This is a genomic window from Paraburkholderia sp. Cy-641 (assembly GCF_011752945.1).
Taxonomy (GTDB): domain Bacteria; phylum Pseudomonadota; class Gammaproteobacteria; order Burkholderiales; family Burkholderiaceae; genus Paraburkholderia.
The window spans coordinates 31,798-48,210 of record NZ_VWWM01000019.1 but is presented as its reverse complement, the minus strand read 5'-3'; the positions used below and the strand labels follow the sequence as shown (position 1 = coordinate 48,210).

14 protein-coding genes are annotated in these 16,413 nt (G+C 65.2%); 6 read left to right on the top strand and 8 right to left on the bottom strand.

Annotation, left to right across the window (positions count from 1 at the left end; all coding sequences use genetic code 11):
• Positions 1–186: 186 nt before the first annotated feature.
• From lptB to kdsD, 5 genes are read right to left on the bottom strand one after another with little or no spacing between them, the layout of a single operon-like run.
• Positions 187–963 (bottom strand): LPS export ABC transporter ATP-binding protein, encoded by a 777-nt coding sequence (lptB, locus tag F3J20_RS12520; protein ID WP_167048456.1) that lies wholly within the window; start codon positions 961–963, stop codon positions 187–189.
• Positions 964–980: 17 nt separating this feature from the next.
• Positions 981–1,652, bottom strand: a complete 672-nt coding sequence (lptA, locus tag F3J20_RS12515; RefSeq protein ID WP_167048282.1) for a lipopolysaccharide transport periplasmic protein LptA — start codon at positions 1,650–1,652, stop codon at positions 981–983.
• A 29-nt stretch (positions 1,653–1,681) separates the two neighbouring features.
• Positions 1,682–2,281, bottom strand: a complete 600-nt coding sequence (gene lptC, locus F3J20_RS12510) for an LPS export ABC transporter periplasmic protein LptC (RefSeq protein WP_167048280.1) — start codon at positions 2,279–2,281, stop codon at positions 1,682–1,684.
• Entirely contained in the window at positions 2,278–2,838 is a 561-nt protein-coding gene (locus tag F3J20_RS12505; RefSeq protein WP_167048278.1) for an HAD family hydrolase, read from the bottom strand. The genes lptC and F3J20_RS12505 overlap by 4 nt, the downstream gene beginning before the upstream one ends.
• Positions 2,838–3,821, bottom strand: a complete 984-nt coding sequence (gene kdsD, locus F3J20_RS12500) for an arabinose 5-phosphate isomerase KdsD (protein ID WP_167048276.1) — start codon at positions 3,819–3,821, stop codon at positions 2,838–2,840. Before kdsD ends, F3J20_RS12505 begins: the two co-directional genes overlap by 1 nt.
• Positions 3,822–4,015: 194 nt before the next feature.
• On the opposite strand from kdsD, the gene F3J20_RS12495 reads away from it, so the two are divergent.
• The 5 genes from F3J20_RS12495 (at position 4,016) to purU (ending at position 9,283) form a co-directional block, all read left to right on the top strand.
• On the top strand, positions 4,016–6,022 hold the full coding sequence (locus F3J20_RS12495; protein WP_167283517.1) for a cation:proton antiporter: 2,007 nt from the start codon (positions 4,016–4,018) through the stop codon (positions 6,020–6,022).
• 80 nt (positions 6,023–6,102) lie between these two features.
• Positions 6,103–6,669: an adenine phosphoribosyltransferase gene (locus tag F3J20_RS12490; protein WP_167048272.1), complete on the top strand. Its 567-nt coding sequence runs from the start codon at positions 6,103–6,105 to the stop codon at positions 6,667–6,669.
• A gap of 100 nt (positions 6,670–6,769) precedes the next feature.
• Complete coding sequence (locus F3J20_RS12485; protein WP_167048454.1) at positions 6,770–7,384, top strand: LysE family translocator; 615 nt, start codon at positions 6,770–6,772, stop codon at positions 7,382–7,384.
• Positions 7,385–7,455: 71 nt separating this feature from the next.
• Positions 7,456–8,304: a DUF4743 domain-containing protein gene (locus F3J20_RS12480; RefSeq protein ID WP_167048270.1), complete on the top strand. Its 849-nt coding sequence runs from the start codon at positions 7,456–7,458 to the stop codon at positions 8,302–8,304.
• 109 nt (positions 8,305–8,413) lie between these two features.
• On the top strand, positions 8,414–9,283 hold the full coding sequence (gene purU / locus F3J20_RS12475; protein ID WP_167048268.1) for a formyltetrahydrofolate deformylase: 870 nt from the start codon (positions 8,414–8,416) through the stop codon (positions 9,281–9,283).
• Between the two features lie 77 nt (positions 9,284–9,360).
• Here purU and F3J20_RS12470 read toward each other — a convergent pair whose 3' ends face one another.
• From F3J20_RS12470 to uvrA, 3 genes are all read right to left on the bottom strand, one after another.
• A complete protein-coding gene (locus tag F3J20_RS12470) occupies positions 9,361–10,617 on the bottom strand; it encodes a PepSY-associated TM helix domain-containing protein (RefSeq protein ID WP_167283516.1) in 1,257 nt (418 codons plus the stop codon).
• A 371-nt stretch (positions 10,618–10,988) separates the two neighbouring features.
• Complete coding sequence (locus F3J20_RS12465; protein WP_167048264.1) at positions 10,989–12,074, bottom strand: AI-2E family transporter; 1,086 nt, start codon at positions 12,072–12,074, stop codon at positions 10,989–10,991.
• A 34-nt stretch (positions 12,075–12,108) separates the two neighbouring features.
• Entirely contained in the window at positions 12,109–14,982 is a 2,874-nt protein-coding gene (uvrA, locus tag F3J20_RS12460; protein WP_167048262.1) for an excinuclease ABC subunit UvrA, read from the bottom strand.
• A 196-nt stretch (positions 14,983–15,178) separates the two neighbouring features.
• On the opposite strand from uvrA, the gene F3J20_RS12455 reads away from it, so the two are divergent.
• Entirely contained in the window at positions 15,179–16,366 is a 1,188-nt protein-coding gene (locus F3J20_RS12455; RefSeq protein ID WP_167048260.1) for an MFS transporter, read from the top strand.
• Positions 16,367–16,413 lie beyond the last annotated feature (47 nt).

Sequence of the window (16,413 nt, the reverse complement as noted above, 5' to 3'; positions counted from 1 at the left end):
AGTTTGCCACGACCGCGATACCTTGCGACACCCGCAATTACGCATGCGCGAGTTTTCCGGCAAGGCGAGGCGCCAGCCGATGCCGTGCGGAAATGGACGTGCGGGGAGACGAGAGGCGGCGAATGTGCGGATGCCGCAAAAAGGACCGGCCGTGCGTATTCGCGCGGCCGGCGACCCTTGATGTGCTTACATGCGGAAGTGTTCGCCGAGATAGACGCGCCGCACGCTTTCGTTCTCGATGATCTCGCTGGGCGCGCCGGCCGCGAGCACGCTGCCGTCGCTGATGATGTACGCGTGATCGCAGATGCCGAGCGTCTCGCGCACGTTGTGGTCGGTAATCAGGACGCCGATATTGCGCTGCTTCAGGAACTTGACGATCTTCTGGATTTCCAGCACCGCGATCGGATCGACGCCCGCGAACGGTTCGTCGAGCAGAATGAAGCTCGGGTTGGTGGCGAGCGCGCGGGCGATTTCCACGCGGCGGCGCTCGCCGCCCGACAGCGACAGCGCCGGATTGTCACGCAGATGCGCGATCTGCAGCTCGTCGAGCAGCGCTTCGGTGCGCGACCTGATGGCGTCCTTGCTGAGCCGCTTGCCGTTTTCTTCGTGCTGCAATTCGAGCACCGCGCGAATGTTTTCCTCGACGCTGAGCTTGCGGAACACCGAGGCTTCCTGCGGCAGATACGACAGGCCGAGCGAGGCGCGCTTGTGGATCGGCAGCAGGCTGATCGATTTGCCGTCCAGATCGATTTCGCCGGCGTCGAGCGGCACGAGACCCACGATCATGTAGAACGACGTGGTCTTGCCGGCGCCGTTCGGGCCGAGCAGGCCGACCACTTCGCCGCTTTTCACGTCGAGCGAGACGTCCTTGACGACCGTGCGCGAGCCATAGCGCTTCTTCAGATTGCGCACGACCAGCGAACTGCTGGTGCCGGCCGGCTTGCGATTGGGCAGGGGCGCGATGTTGCCGCTGATGGTGCTCACTGGTTCGGCGCTCCCTGGATCGAGGTGGACGGCGCGAGCGTGGCCGAGGCGCCGGTCAGCGGCGCGGCGCCGCCGTTGCGCGGCGCGAGCATCGCGCGCACGCGGCCAGTCGGGTTGCCCGGGCTCGCGACGTCCTTGCCGGCCTTCGCGGTGTAGAAGTCGTTCTGGCCGTCATAGGTGATGACGCTGCCATGCACCTGGTCGAGCAGCGTCGTCATGCTTTGCAGGCGGCGCACCGTCGCGTTGGTGGTGAGCGTGGTCAGATCCTGCTTGCCGTCGTAGTCGATCCGCACGGCCGTGCCTTCGATGTATTCGTCGAGCCCTTCGCGCTTCTGGCGGAAGTACGACAGATTGCTGCCGCTCGAGGTGCCGGTGGCGTACTGGTAGCCCTGCGGGTCTTGCGACACTTCGACACGATCGGCCTTGATGAGGATCGTCCCCTTGGTGGCGACCACGTGGCCCGTGAAGATGCTGACCTGCCGCAGGTCGTCGTAAGTCATGTTGTCCGCTTCGATGTTCAGCGGCTTGTCCTTGTCGGCGCGGTCCGCGTGCGCGAGCGGCGCGAAGCCGGCGAGCGGCAGCGCGACGGCGAGCGCGGCGAGCCCGGCGCGGCACGCCGACAGCGCGCGCGCGAGGCCGGTATCAAAACGGGGGAACGATTCGTTCATGCAGTCATGCCTGGAATGAATGGCCCGGGTTAGTGGGACGAGCCGCCGCCGGCGTCGGTTGCGGCGATTGCGCCTCTTACATTGCCGAACAGCTGCATAACCCGGGTGACATTGTTGTATTTCATGCCGCTGGCAGTCATTACCGACATGCCGCGCTGAAGTTTAACTGGCTTTTCGGTCTCGATCACATCGTCGTTGACGAGCACCCTGAAATGCTCGGAATCGGCCTGCATCTGCGGATCGCCGTTGCCGGGCGCGCGCAGGATGCGGGCATTCTGGTACAGATTGACGATCGAGGCGTCCGCGTTGACCGTGCCGGTGTCGCCGGTCGCGGTGACGATCGGCTTGCCGGGCTGGAACGCGCGCATGGCCGGCTTGACGAGGTCGCTCATTTCGTCGTCCTCGTAATGGATCAGCGATTGCGCGGTCAGCCGGTATTGCGTCGCGCCCGACTGGTCGAGTTCGGAAACCGAGAAGTTGTCCGCGAAATAGTCGGGCGTGTGTTCCTTGGGGCGTACCTCGTTGTCGCTCTTGCGCGGCAGGGTGGCTTGCAGCAGCCACCAGGTGATGCCGGCGAGCGCCGCCATCGCGACGAGCGGAATCAGCGAAGTCAGGCGAAACTGGTTCATCCGACGAGGCCCCGCTGCTCGCCGCTGCAGGCCGCCGCAAGCAGTGCTTCGTATTTGTGCTGCGCGCGCAGCAGCGTGTCGCACACTTCGCGCGCCGCGCCGTGGCCGCCGCGCGCCTCGCTGACCCAGTGCGCCCGCGCGATCACCTCGGGATGCGAATTGGCCGGCGCGGCCGCGAAGCCGACGCGCAGCATTACCGCGAGATCGACCCAGTCGTCGCCCATGTAGCCGCAGTCTTCGGCGGCGAGGCCGGTTTGCTGCAGCAGGTCGGCGAAGGCCGCCGGCTTGTCCTGCACGCCCTGATAGACGTGCGTGATGTTCATTTCCTTCACCCGCGCCGCCACGATGCCGGACTTGCGCCCGGTGATGATGGCGGTTTCGATGCCGGCCTCGCGCAGCAGCTTCATGCCGTGGCCGTCCATCGAGTTGAAGCCCTTCATCGTGTCGCCTTCCGCCGTGAACAGCAGGCCGCCGTCGGTCAGCACGCCGTCGACGTCGAAAATCATCAGCTTCACGCGGCTGGCGCGTTCAGTCGCGGTAAGGGGAGCCACGGCCATCAGATCACCTTCTTGGAGAACAGGTCGTGCATGTTGAGCGCGCCGATCAGCTTGCCCGCTTCGTCGACGACCAGCATCTGATTGATGCGATAACGCTCCATCAGTTCCACGGCTTCGACCGCGAGGTGATCGGGGCCGATCGTGCGCGGGCTGGCCGTCATGACCGAGGCGATCGGCAACTGGCGGAAATCGCCGTCGCGTTCGAGCACGCGGCGCAGGTCGCCGTCGGTGAAGATGCCGGTCACGCGGCCGTTATGGTCGACCACCGAGGTCATGCCCATGCGCTTCGCGGTCAGCTGGAAGAGCGCGTCGCTGACGGTCGACTCGGGCGTGACCCGCGGCAACTGCTCGCCGGTGCGCATCACGTCGCGTACATAAGTGAGCAGGCGCCGGCCGAGCGCGCCGCCCGGATGCGAGCGCGCGAAATCGTCGCGGCCGAAGCCGCGCGCGTCGAGCACCGCGACCGCGAGCGCGTCGCCGAGCGCGAGCGCGGCGGTGGTGCTGGCGGTGGGCGCGAGATTCATCGGACAGGCTTCTTTGGCGACGGCGGAATTCAGGTGCACGTCGGCCAGTTGCGCGAGGCTCGACGCCGGGCGGCCCGTCATCGCGATCAGCTTCGCGCCGATCCGCTTGATGAGCGGCAGGATCGCCACGAGTTCTTCGGTTTCGCCGGAATTGGATAGCGCGAGGAAGACGTCGTCGGCGGTGACCATGCCGAGGTCGCCATGGCTGGCTTCCGCGGGATGCACGAAGAACGCCGGCGTGCCGGTGCTCGCCAGCGTGGCCGCGAGCTTGCGGGCCACGTGGCCGGACTTGCCGATGCCGGAAACGACCACGCGTCCGCCGCAACCCAGGATGAGATCGACCGCGCCGACGAAGCTGCCGTCGAGCTGATCGCGAAGCGCGCGTACGGCGTCCGCTTCGATGTCGAGCACGTCGCGAGCCAGCGCGAGTGCCCTGTCGCCATTGATTTTCGCTATCATTCGCGGAGTATAGCAAAGGCGCCTGTTCGCCGCGCCGGGCCTGCTGTGCCAAGCCGCCGGCTGCACGAGCTTTTCGCCAGCCCCTTTAGCAGCCCTTTAGCGTTTTTTTCCGGCCCCCCGACCCTGCCGCGCGGTGTCCTGCGCGCGCGGGTTCCGTTGACGAACGAGGACGCCTCACCCATGCGTTTTTGCCGATGATTTCCCCGCTCGAAATGACGTTGTTCCTGCTGCTGGCATCGGTGGCGGGCGTGGTGATCTTTCGCTTCCTGAATCTGCCGCCGATGCTCGGCTACCTGACGGTCGGCATCGTCGTCGGGCCGCATGCGTTCGGGCTGATTCCCGATTCGGCGGGCGCGCAGAACCTCGCCGAATTCGGCGTCGTGTTCCTGATGTTCTCGATCGGACTCGAATTTTCGCTCTCCAAGCTGCGCTCGATGCGCCGGCTCGTGTTCGGCCTCGGCTTGCTGCAGGTGATCGGCACGGTCGCGGTGGCGGTGTCGCTCGGCTTCGTGCTCGAGCGCTGGGTGCATATCACGTGGCAGGCGAGCGTGGCGCTGGGCGGCGCGCTCGCGATGTCGTCGACGGCGATCGTCAGCAAGATGCTCGCCGAGCGGCTCGAAATCGAAACCGAGCACGGCCGCAATATCTTCGGCGTGCTGCTGTTTCAGGATCTGGCGGTGGTGCCGCTGCTCATCATCATTTCCGCGCTCGGCGGGCGCTCGGAGAATCTGGTCAGCGCGCTCGGCATCGCGGCGATCAAGATCGTCGTGGCCTTGGCGCTGCTGCTGATCGTCGGCCAGAGCTTCATGACGCGCTGGTTCAACGTGGTTGCGCGGCGCCGCTCGCAGGAACTGTTCATCCTCAACCTGCTGCTCGTCACGCTCGGCGCCGCGTTCATCACCGACAAGTTCGGCCTGTCGCTCGCGCTCGGCGCGTTCATCGCCGGCATGCTGATCGCCGAGACGCCGTACCGGCATCAGGTGGAAGAAGACATCAAGCCGTTTCGCGACGTGCTGCTCGGGCTCTTCTTCGTGACGACCGGCATGCTGCTCAATCCGCGCGTGATCTGGGAGCATCCGCTCATCGTGCTGGGCTTTTTCGTCGGGCCGATTTTGCTGAAGGCCGTGATGATCACCGGCCTCGCGCGGCTCTTCGGCGCGACGCCGGGCGTGGCGATGCGCACCGGCATCGGCCTCGCGCAGGCCGGCGAGTTCGGCTTCGTGCTGCTGAACCTGATTCTCGACCGCCATCTCGTCGACGCGACGCTGTTGCAGGCGATTCTCGCGGCGATGCTGCTGTCGATGCTCGCCGCGCCGTTCATGATCCAGAACACCGACCGCATCGTGCTGCGGCTGTCGTCGACCGAATGGATGATGCAGTCGCTGCAGATGACGCGCATCGCGACGCAAAGCCTCAAGCAGAGCGGCCACGTGATCATTTGCGGCTACGGCCGCGCCGGGCAGAACCTCGCGCGCATGCTCGAACACGAAGGGCTCTCGTACGTCGCGCTCGACCTCGACCCGGACCGTGTCGCGGCGGCCGCGGCGGCCGGCGAATCGGTCGTGTTCGGCGATGCGGGGCGGCGCGAATCGCTGCTGGCGGCGGGCCTGCACCGCGCGGCTGCGATCGCGATCACCTATGCGAATACGCCCTCGGCATTGCGCGTGCTGCACAACATCCACGAGATGGAGCCGACGCTGCCGGTCATCGTGCGCACCGTCGACGATTCCGATCTGGAAAAGCTGCTGGCCGCCGGCGCGACCGAAGTGATTCCGGAGATCGTCGAGGGCAGCCTGATGCTCGCCTCGCACACGCTCGTCGTGATGGGCGTGCCGATGCGGCGCGTGGTGCGGCGCGTCGAGGAGATGCGCGACGAGCGCTATTCGCTCTTGCGCGGCTACTTCCACGGCGCCGACGACATCGAGGACGACGACGGCCACGAACAGGTGCGGCTACAATCGGTTCCGGTCGACGCCAGCGCCGACGCGGTGGGCCGCACGCTCGCGGAGCTGGGCCTGTTCGAACTCGGCGTCGAAGTGACCGCGATCCGCCGGCATGGCATCCGCGGTGTCGAACCGGACCCGTCGACGAAACTGCGCGCGAGCGACATCGTGGTGCTGCGCGGTCTGCCCGAACAACTGGCGCAAGCCGAGGAACGGCTCTCGAAGAAGCATCGCCGCGCGGGCGCCGCCGCGGCCTGACGCCGGCCGCCGAAGTGAGTCCTTTACGAATCCTTTAGCCAGCTTTTCACCGGGCCTTTCCAGGTCCATCCGGAGTCATCATGTCCAACGCGCTCGCGAGCGCGCCGCTCGATGCGGCCGACTACATCAGAAGTCACATTCGCACGGTGCCCGACTGGCCGCAGCCCGGCGTGCAGTTTCGCGACATCACGCCGCTGTTGCGCGAGCCGAAGTCGCTGCGCGTGCTGATCGACCTGTTCGTGCAGCGCTATATCGACGCGAAGCTCGACTACATCGCCGGGCTCGATGCGCGCGGCTTCATCATCGGGCCGATCGTCGCGCATGAGCTGAGCCTCGGCTTCATCCCGATCCGCAAGGCGGGCAAGCTGCCGTACAAGAGGATCTCGCAATCGTACGAACTGGAGTACGGCACCGCGACCGTCGAGATTCACGAGGATGCGTGCGAACCCGGCGACCGCGTCGTGATCATCGACGATCTGATCGCGACCGGCGGCACGATGATGGCCGGCAAGCAGTTGCTCGAACGGCTCGGCGCGGTCGTCGTGGAAGGCGCGGCGATCGTCGATCTGCCCGAGCTGGGCGGTTCGACGCTGTTGAGCGAGGGCGGCCTTGCGCTGTATACGGTGACGAGTTTCGACGGACATTGAGCGTGCGGTGCCGCGCGTGCCGCACCCGGCACGCAACCGCCCGGCACTCATCCGGCATTCATCAGATACTCACCCGCCGCCCCACGAGAAGGCCATGACGATGCCCAACTTCCTGCTGTTTCTCGCCACCTCGATCGCGATTACCGTGGCGCCCGGTCCGGACAATCTGCAGGTGCTCGCGCGCGGCATCTCGCAGGGCCGCGCGGCCGGCTTCGTCGCCGCGCTCGGCTTTGCCGCCGGCATCACGTTTCATACGACGCTCGCGGCGCTCGGCGTCGCCGCGCTGCTGCGTTCGTTGCCGCTCGCGTTCGAGGCGATCAAGCTCGCGGGCGCCGCATATCTGGTCTGGATCGGCATCAAGGCGCTGCGCAGCGAGGGGCTCGCGACCGCGCATCAGCGCGCGCCGCAGCCGCTTGGCGCGGTGTTCCGCCAGAGCGTGCTCGGCAATCTGATGAACCCGAAGGTCACGCTGTTCTTCGTCGTGTTCCTGCCGCAGTTCGTGCAGCCGCATGGCGCGCAAAGCGTGACGGTGCAGATGCTCGAACTCGGCGTGCTCTTCATGTTGCAGACGGTCGTGGTGTTTTCGCTGTTCGGCGTCTGCGCGGGCCTCATCGGCGGCTGGCTCAGACGGCGGCCGCGCGTGGGCGTGTGGCTCGATCGCCTGGCCGGCGCGACGTTCATTGCGATCGGGATTCGCGTCGCGTTGCGTGATTGAGACGTGTCGACCGACACGCTTGCATTTGCTTTGCTTAGGTTCGCCGTCGTGCGGACAGTCTGGAGTTTTCGATGACTTTGCCTTGCATCACCGCCGCGCGCCGCTTCGACGCCAGCGCTCACCGGCCGTTCAGAATCGGCGCCGAACAGGTCGGCTGGATTCGCGAACACGACGTGCCGTTGCTCGCGCGCTGGCCCGACGTGTTCGAAATCGCTAGCGATGCCGTGACGCTTGCCGCCGCATTCGACACCGTCGATCTACGCAGCGCGGCGCTCGCTTCGGTGATCGGCGCGCTCGCCGCCGATGGCCGCATTCCCGGCTGGCGCAACGAGACCTACGCGATCCGCAACGCGTTCGACGCGCCGCCGCTCGCCTATATCGAGCGCGCCGCGTCGCGCTTCTTCGGCACGATGACCTACGCGGTGCATCTGAACGGCATCGTAGAATACGCGGATGGCGCGCCGCAATTATGGATCGCGCGCCGCAGCGAGACCAAGGCGACCGACCCCGGCATGCTCGACAATGTCGTCGCGGGCGGGATCGGCTGGGGCTTCGGCATCGGCGAGACGATCGTCAAGGAATGCTGGGAAGAAGCCGGCATCCCGGCGGAGATCGCCTCGCGCGCGGTCGCGGGCCGCACCGCGCATGTGCTGCAATCGCTGCCGGAAGGCACGCAGGCCGAGCAGATTTTCATCTACGACCTTGCGCTGCCTGCCGACTTCGCGCCGCGCAACCAGGACGGCGAAGTGGGCGAACACCGGCTTGCGCGTATCGACGAAGTCGCGCGCTGGGTCGAGGAAAGCGCGCTGACGGTGGATGCGAGCCTCGCCACGCTCGACTGTCTGCTGCGCCGCCGCTGGATCGACGAGGACGCGTGCGCGGGCATCGACGCGCTGTTCGCGCCGCCGAAGCAGGGCTAGGTTAGGCGCCTGGATTCTTAAGCGCCAGGATTCGGCTCGCCCCGCACAGCCCGTACGCACTGAACGCACTGAAACAAACCACGCATTGAAGAAGGGAGTCACCGAGGTCATGTCGACCGATCACAGCTTTATCCTCAAACTGTCGTGCGCCGACCGGCCCGGCATCGTTCACGCCGTGTCGGGCTTTCTGTTCGAGCGTGGCAGCAATATTCTCGACTCCGCGCAGTTCGGCGACAGCGGCACCGGCGAATTCTTCATGCGCGTGCATTTTCAGCAGGTGGGCGGCGATCCGGGGCTCGACGCGTTGCGTGCCTCGTTCGCGACGCTCGCCGAACAGTTCGGCATGCGCTGGGAGTTGCACGATGCGAGCGTGAAGCCGCGCGTCGTGATTATGGTGTCGAAAATCGGCCACTGCCTGAACGATCTGCTGTTCCGCTACCGCACCGGTCAGATCAACATCGACATTCCGGCGATCATCTCGAACCACAAGGAGTTCTACCAGCTCGCCGCGAGCTACGACATTCCGTTCCATCACTTCCCGCTGCTCGGCGGCACGCCGGACGCGAAGGCCGCGCAGGAAGCGCGCGTGCTCGACGTCATCAACGAGCATCGGGCCGACCTCGTGGTGCTCGCGCGCTACATGCAGATTCTGTCGCCGACGCTGTGCGAAGCGCTGGCCGGCCGCGCGATCAACATTCACCACTCGTTCCTGCCGAGCTTCAAGGGTGCGAAGCCGTATTACCAGGCGTTCGATCGCGGCGTGAAGCTGATCGGCGCGACCGCTCACTACGTGACGACCGATCTCGACGAAGGCCCGATCATCGAGCAGGAAGTCGAGCGCGTCGATCACAGCATGACGCCGGAGCAACTGACGGCGATCGGCCGCGACGTCGAATGCGTGACGCTCGCGCGTGCGGTGAAGTGGCACGTCGAGCATCGCGTCGTGCTGAACGGCAGCAAGACGGTGGTGTTCCGCTAACCGTTGCCGAATAGGCATTGCGCCGGTCGAGGCCGGCGCAATGGCGGTTTTCCTGGCGTGATGTCCCTCGCGCTCTCCTATGAGCGCACGGCCGTTCCACTCGCGCCGTTCGTTCCATGGGCTCCGTCCGGGTTGCGCGCGAGAAGATTCGCGTTATGCGCGGAACGGCGGCGCGCGTTCAGCTTCTTCAGCCAGATCAGCAGGCCCGTGATGCTCAGCACGGCTACTGCGATACCGGTCGCACTGATCAGAATCCGTCCGCCCAGGCCCAGAATGCGCCCCGAGTGCAGCGGGAATTGCACCTGCATGAAGATGTCGCCCGCGGTGCCCTTGCCGGGAATCTGCGCGGCGAGCTGTTTGCCGGTGACGGCGTCCCAGTACATCCACGGGTTGCCGAGGCCGATGTCGCCGTGATCGTTGCCGGGCGCATAGAAGCCGACGCCGTACGCATGCAGGCCTCCGGCGTAGTAGAGGCCGCCCGGCGGTACGGTCAGATGCCTGTCCTTGCCGGCCTGTCGCGCGATGTCGACGATGCGCTCGCGGCTCAATACCCGATCGCCCGGCTGCGGCGCGCGCAGGATTTCCGGGTTGTTGATCGGATCGGGCGTCAGCGTCGAGAGGCGCGAGACGATCGGGCGCACCACCTGCGACGACAGGTTCATCGAGATCGACGTCAGCGCGACGATCATCAGCACGCCCCAGATCCATACGCCGCCGGAGCGGTGCAGATCGAACGTGAGCGCGTAGCCGCCGCGCTTCAGGCGGAACGCGAACGACTTGCGCCAGGCCTTGAAGCTTGGAAACGACAGGCATAGCGCGATCGCGCTATCGAACAGCCAGACGATGCCGACGATCCCCATCAGCCACGTGCCGACGTCGAAGCCGCCCATGAACGGCAACTGCAGCGTGTAATGCAGCTTGTAGATGAATGGAATCAGGTTGAGCCGCGCGAGCGACACGGCGCCCCATTCGCGGCGTCCCTGGATTTCGCCGGTGACGGGATCGACGGCGATCTGGTTGAAGTCGAGCGGGTAGGGCTTCCTGGTGGCCGGATCGGTGCGCGGCAGCACCATCATCTGCAATGCCTGGCCGGGCTCGACTTCTAGCGGCAGATAGGTCACCTGAAGACGCGGGTCGGCCGCCTCGACGCGGTTCGCGAGTTCGAGGCTCGACAGCGCCGGGCCGGCCGTACGGGCCTGGTAGAACGATGGGTTTAGCGCCGCATCGAGTTCGTGGTCCCAGGCGATGATCGCCCCGGTCAGACCGGCGACGAACAGAAACAACGCGGTGGCGACGCCGAACCAGCGGTGCAGACGGACGAGCTGGCCTCTCATGCGCGAACCGGCCGGGCGAAGCGGAAACCCGGGGCCGAGCCAGGGCGGAAATTCAGGCGAAATATCACGATGCGAATCGTCTTGTAAATGGGAATTATTCTCATATTATGGGCTTGTACGATCCGCTGCAAGTTTTCTGTCAGGGAAAACGCTGTCGTGTGTGGCAAGTCGTGTGTCGCAGTGCAAGGCGAAAAAAAAGCGGCACCGTAGTGCCGCTTTGCTTTGCCAGCGTGACTCAGTGTGAGCTTGAGCCGTCCGTTCTCGAATGTCCTACCCGGCGCGAGCGCCGGCTTCGATCAACCGGTTCGGCCGCGAGGCCCGCCCGCCTTATCCGCTCCTTCCGTCTTTTCTGCCCCTTCCACCGCTTACGCTCACACGAGCCGCAGATAAATCAGCTCGCGCTTGATATACGCATAGAAAATCGGCGCCGCGATCACGCCGGCAATGCCGAACGCCGCTTCCATGACGAGCATCGCGATCAGCAGTTCCCAGGCGCGCGCCTCGATCTGTCCGCCGACGATCCGCGCGTTCAGGAAGTATTCGAGCTTGTGAATGAGGATCAGGAACACGAGCGACATGACCGCCGCCGGGAAGCTGACCGACAGCGCGACCGCGACGATGATCGTGTTCGAGATCAGATTGCCGATCACCGGCAGCAGCCCGACGATGAACGTCACCAGCACCAGCGTTTTCGACAGCGGCAACTGATCGTGAAAGAGCGGCAGGATCACGAGCAGGAAGATCGCGGTGAATACCGCGTTGAGCGCGGAAATCTTCACCTGCGCGAACACGATGCGGCGGAAAGCGTCGGCGAAACGCGTCACGCGCGTGACGAACGCGGTGGACAGCGGCAGCCGCTGGATATGCTTCTGCGCGCCGACCGCGATGATCGCGCCGATGATCATGCCGAGCAGCACATGCGTAAACCCGCGCGCCGCGGTCGTGCCGCCTTGCTGCAGCATGTTCGCGTGCGTGTGCATCAGTTCCGCGGCGCGCGTCTTCATCTGCTCGGTGTCGACCGGCAGATAGTTGGCGATGAACTGCGGAATCCGGCCGCGCGCCTGGTCGATCAGCTGCATGGCCTGATCGAGCAGATTCTGCACGCTCGGCACGTCGTTCTCGAAGTGCTCGATGATGCCGAGCGTGAGCCCCGTCAACGCGCCGACGATCACCGCGGAGAGGATCACCACCGCGAGCCAGCGCGCCCGCTTGCCCGACATGTGGCGCTCGATGCGCGGCGCGATCGTATGCACGAGCTGGAACACGAGCAGCCCGGCGAGCAGCGAGCCGAGCAGTTTCAGTTCGATCACCGCCCACATGGCGAACAGCATCACCACGTAGCTGCCGATTTCGACCGCCGACAGCTTCGGCAGGCTCATGTCGCTGGTCAGCCTGACCGGGCGTGGCCGCAGGTCTTGCACCCGTCCTTCGTCGCGCGCCTGATTCCGCTTGGTCATGGCTTGTTCCGTCTCCAACCCGTGAGGTGCTGCGTTACTTTGCGCTGGCGGTGCGCTTCAGAAGCGGCGCCAGATACTTGCCGGTAAAACTTGCCTTCGACTTCGCGACCTGCTCGGGCGTGCCTTGGGCGATGATCTGCCCGCCGCCCGCGCCGCCTTCGGGACCGAGATCGATGACCCAGTCCGCAGTTTTGATTACATCGAGATTATGTTCGATGATCACGACGGTATTACCCTGGTCGCGCAACCGGTGGATTACTTCCAGCAGCAGCGCGATGTCGTGAAAATGCAGGCCGGTGGTCGGTTCGTCAAGGATGTATAGCGTGCGACCGGTGTCGCGCTTGCTCAGTTCCAGCGAGAGTTTCACGCGCTGCGCCTCGCCGCCCGACAGCGTGGTGGCCGACTGGCCGAGGCGGATATAGCCGAGACCCACGTCCAGCAAGGTTTTCAGCTTGCGCGCGACGACCGGCACGGCCTTGAAGAACTCGTACGCGTGTTCGACCGTCATGTCGAGCACTTCGCTGATGTTGCAGCCCTTGTACTGGATGTCGAGCGTTTCGCGGTTGTAGCGCTTGCCGTGGCAGACGTCGCAAGGCACGTAGACGTCGGGCAGGAAGTGCATCTCGACCTTCAGCACGCCGTCGCCCTGGCACGATTCGCAGCGTCCGCCCTTCACGTTGAACGAGAAGCGGCCCGGATCGTAGCCGCGTTCCTTGGCGGCCGGCACGCCCGCGAACAGCTCGCGGATCGGCGTGAACAGGCCCGTGTAGGTGGCCGGATTCGAGCGCGGCGTGCGGCCGATCGGCGACTGGTCGACGTTGATGACCTTGTCGAAATGCTCGAGGCCCTCGATCGACTCGTACGGCGCGGGCTCGGTGGACGAGCCGTACAGGTGATGCGAGACCGCGTGATAGAGCGTGTCGTTGATGAGCGTCGACTTGCCCGAGCCGGACACGCCGGTCACGCAGGTCAGGAGACCCACCGGCAGATCGAGCGTCACGTTGTGCAGATTGTTGCCGTGCGCCTCGACGATGCGCAGGTGCCGCTCGTCGGGCTCCTTGCGCTCGTCGGGGAATTCGATCGTGCGCGCGCCCGACATGTACTGCCCGGTCATCGACGCCGCGTTTCGCTGCACCTCTTCGGGCGTGCCCTCGGCGATCACCATGCCGCCGTGCTCGCCCGCGCCCGGGCCCATGTCGACCACGTAGTCGGCCATGCGGATCATGTCCTCGTCGTGCTCGACGACGATCACCGAGTTGCCGAGATCGCGCAGATGCTTGAGCGTCGAGATGAGCCGGTCGTTGTCGCGCTGATGCAGGCCGATCGACGGCTCGTCGAGCACGTACATGACGCCGGTCAGGCCCGAGCCGATCTGCGAGGCGAGCCGGATGCGCTGCGCCTCGCCGCCCGAGAGCGTTTCCGCGCTGCGTTCGAGCGACAGGTAATCGAGCCCGACGTTATTGAGGAACATCAGCCGCGCGACGATTTCCTTGACCACCTTGTCGGCGATCTCGCGTTTCGAGCCTTCGAGGCGCAGCGTCTGGAAGTAGCCGAGCGCGTCGCGCAGCGGCCAGCCGCTGATCTCGAAGATGCCGCGCGCGTCCTCATCCGTGCCGATGCGCACGAAGCGCGCCTCGCGGCGCAGCCGCGTGCCCGCACAAGCCGGGCAGGGCTGGTTGTTTTGATACTTGGCGAGTTCCTCGCGCACGGCGGCCGAATCGGTTTCGCGGTAGCGCCGCTCCAGATTCGGGATGATCCCCTCGAACACGTGTTCGCGCACGGAAGTGCGGCCGCGCTCGTTGATGTAGGAGAACGGAATCTCCTGCTTGCCCGAACCGTACAGCAGGATCTTGCGGACCTTCTCCGGCAGGTCTTCGAACGCGGTGTCGATGTCGAAGTCGTAGAACGCCGCGAGGCTCTGCAGCATCTGGAAGTAGAACTGGTTGCGCCGGTCCCAGCCCTTCACGGCACCCGCCGCGAGCGACAGCGACGGATGTGCGACCACCCGCTTCGGATCGAAGAAGGTGATCTGGCCGAGGCCGTCGCATTCGGGGCACGCGCCCATCGGGTTGTTGAACGAGAACAGGCGCGGTTCGAGTTCCGGCAGCGAATACGAGCAGACCGGGCAGGCGAACTTCGAGCTGAACAGGTGCTCCTTGTCCGTATCCATTTCGAGCGCGACGGCGCGGCCGTCGGCGAGACGCAGCGCCGTTTCGAACGATTCGGCGAGGCGCTGCTTCATGTCGGGGCGCACGCGCAGACGGTCGATCACGACGTCGATCGTGTGCTTGTCGTTTTTCTTCAGCTTCGGCAGCGAGTCGACTTCGTAGATTTTCGCGGTGCCTTCGTTGGCCGTGCCGCCGCCCGAGCGCACGCGAAAGCGCACGAAGCCTTGCGCCTGCATGTCCTCGAACAGATCGGTGTGCTCGCCCTTGCGATCGCTGACGACGGGCGCGAGGATCATCAGGCGCGTTTCCTCGGGCAGCGCGAGCGCCGCGTCGACCATCTGCGAGACGCTTTGCGCTTCGAGCGGAATTTCGTGGTCGGGGCAGTAGGGCGTGCCGACGCGCGCGAACAGCAGACGCAGATAGTCGTGGATTTCGGTGACGGTGCCGACCGTCGAGCGCGGATTGTGCGAGGTCGCTTTCTGCTCGATCGAAATGGCCGGCGACAGGCCTTCGATCAGATCGACGTCGGGCTTTTCCATCAGTTGCAGGAACTGGCGCGCGTAGGCCGAGAGGCTTTCGACGTAGCGCCGCTGTCCTTCCGCATAGAGCGTGTCGAACGCCAGCGACGATTTGCCGGAGCCCGACAGCCCCGTGATGACGACGAGCTTGTGACGCGGTAGGTCGAGATTGACGTTCTTCAGGTTGTGGGTGCGAGCCCCACGAATACGGATTTGTTCCACGGATTTATTCCATGAACTGCGGAAAGAGGAGGAGGCCAAACCTGCTACTATAACGACTTTTCCAGACCGCCGTTACGGCTTCCTGACAGCGGGAACAGGGCGCGAGGGCAGGCTCGAGGTGCGCTGCAGGGCGACGGTTCGGCTCCGTGGGCTCGCCGCGCGGTGTGCCGTCCGGCTCATTCAAACAACGCTTCCGATGTCCAATCCGTCCGCCATCTCCACACGCATGAGCGCGCCCGAATTGCGCGCGACCATGTCGCTTGCCGCCATCTTCGCGTTGCGCATGCTCGGTCTCTTCATGATCATGCCGGTGTTCTCGGTTTACGCGAAGACCATCCCCGGCGGCGACAACGTGCTGCTCGTCGGCATCGCGCTCGGCGCCTATGGCGTCACGCAGTCGATGCTCTACATCTTCTACGGCTGGATTTCCGACCGGGTGGGCCGCAAGCCCGTCATCGCGACCGGCCTGCTGATCTTCGCGATCGGCAGCTTCGTCGCGGCGGGCGCGCACGACATGACGTGGATCATCGTCGGGCGGGTGATCCAGGGCATGGGCGCGGTGTCCTCGGCGGTGCTCGCGTTCATCGCCGACCTTACTTCCGAGGAGCATCGCACCAAGGCGATGGCGATGGTCGGGGGCAGCATCGGCATGTCGTTCGCGGTGGCGATCGTCGGCGCGCCGATCGTGTTCCACTGGCTTGGCATGAGCGGGCTCTTTACGCTGGTCGGCATTTTCGCGATTCTCGCGATCGGCGTGGTGCTGTGGATCGTGCCCGATGCGCCGAAGCCCGTGCACGTGCGCGCGCCGTTCGCCGAGGTGCTGCACAACGTCGAGCTGCTGCGCCTGAACTTCGGCGTGCTCGCGCTGCACGCGACGCAAACCGCGCTGTTCCTCGTCGTGCCGCGCATTCTCGAAGCGGGCGGCCTGCCGGTTGCTTCACACTGGAAAGTTTATTTGCCCGTAATGGGCCTGTCGTTCGTGATGATGGTGCCGGCGATCATCGCCGCGGAACGGCGCGGCAAGATGAAGATCGTGCTGCTTTCGGCGATCGGTCTTATCCTGATCGGCCAGTTGTTATTGGGCGTCGCACCGCATACGATTCTCAGTGTGGCGGCGATCCTCTTCGTTTACTTTCTGGGCTTCAACATTCTCGAAGCCTCGCAGCCGTCGCTGGTATCGAAACTCGCGCCCGGCACCCGCAAGGGCGCGGCGGTCGGCGTGTACAACACCACGCAGTCGATCGGGCTGGCGCTGGGCGGCGTGGTCGGCGGCTGGCTGCTGAAGGCGAACGGCGCGAGCGCGGTGTTCTTCGCCTGTTCGGGGCTCGTGTTCTGCTGGCTTATAATCGCCGCACAGATGAAACAGCCGCCGCGCAAGGCATAGCAGAGCGTATTCGGGGCATGTCCCCGGGGCACGTCCCACGCATCCAG

Coding starts and splice junctions, on each gene's coding strand:
- lptA (WP_167048282.1), bottom strand. CDS start 1,652: ATGAACGAATCGTTCCCCCGTTTTGATACCGGCCTCGCGCGCGCGCTG.
- lptC (WP_167048280.1), bottom strand. CDS start 2,281: ATGAACCAGTTTCGCCTGACTTCGCTGATTCCGCTCGTCGCGATGGCG.
- F3J20_RS12505 (WP_167048278.1), bottom strand. CDS start 2,838: ATGGCCGTGGCTCCCCTTACCGCGACTGAACGCGCCAGCCGCGTGAAG.
- kdsD (WP_167048276.1), bottom strand. CDS start 3,821: ATGATAGCGAAAATCAATGGCGACAGGGCACTCGCGCTGGCTCGCGAC.
- F3J20_RS12495 (WP_167283517.1), top strand. CDS start 4,016: ATGATTTCCCCGCTCGAAATGACGTTGTTCCTGCTGCTGGCATCGGTG.
- F3J20_RS12490 (WP_167048272.1), top strand. CDS start 6,103: ATGTCCAACGCGCTCGCGAGCGCGCCGCTCGATGCGGCCGACTACATC.
- F3J20_RS12485 (WP_167048454.1), top strand. CDS start 6,770: ATGCCCAACTTCCTGCTGTTTCTCGCCACCTCGATCGCGATTACCGTG.
- F3J20_RS12480 (WP_167048270.1), top strand. CDS start 7,456: ATGACTTTGCCTTGCATCACCGCCGCGCGCCGCTTCGACGCCAGCGCT.
- purU (WP_167048268.1), top strand. CDS start 8,414: ATGTCGACCGATCACAGCTTTATCCTCAAACTGTCGTGCGCCGACCGG.
- F3J20_RS12470 (WP_167283516.1), bottom strand. CDS start 10,617: ATGAGAGGCCAGCTCGTCCGTCTGCACCGCTGGTTCGGCGTCGCCACC.
- F3J20_RS12465 (WP_167048264.1), bottom strand. CDS start 12,074: ATGACCAAGCGGAATCAGGCGCGCGACGAAGGACGGGTGCAAGACCTG.
- F3J20_RS12455 (WP_167048260.1), top strand. CDS start 15,179: ATGTCCAATCCGTCCGCCATCTCCACACGCATGAGCGCGCCCGAATTG.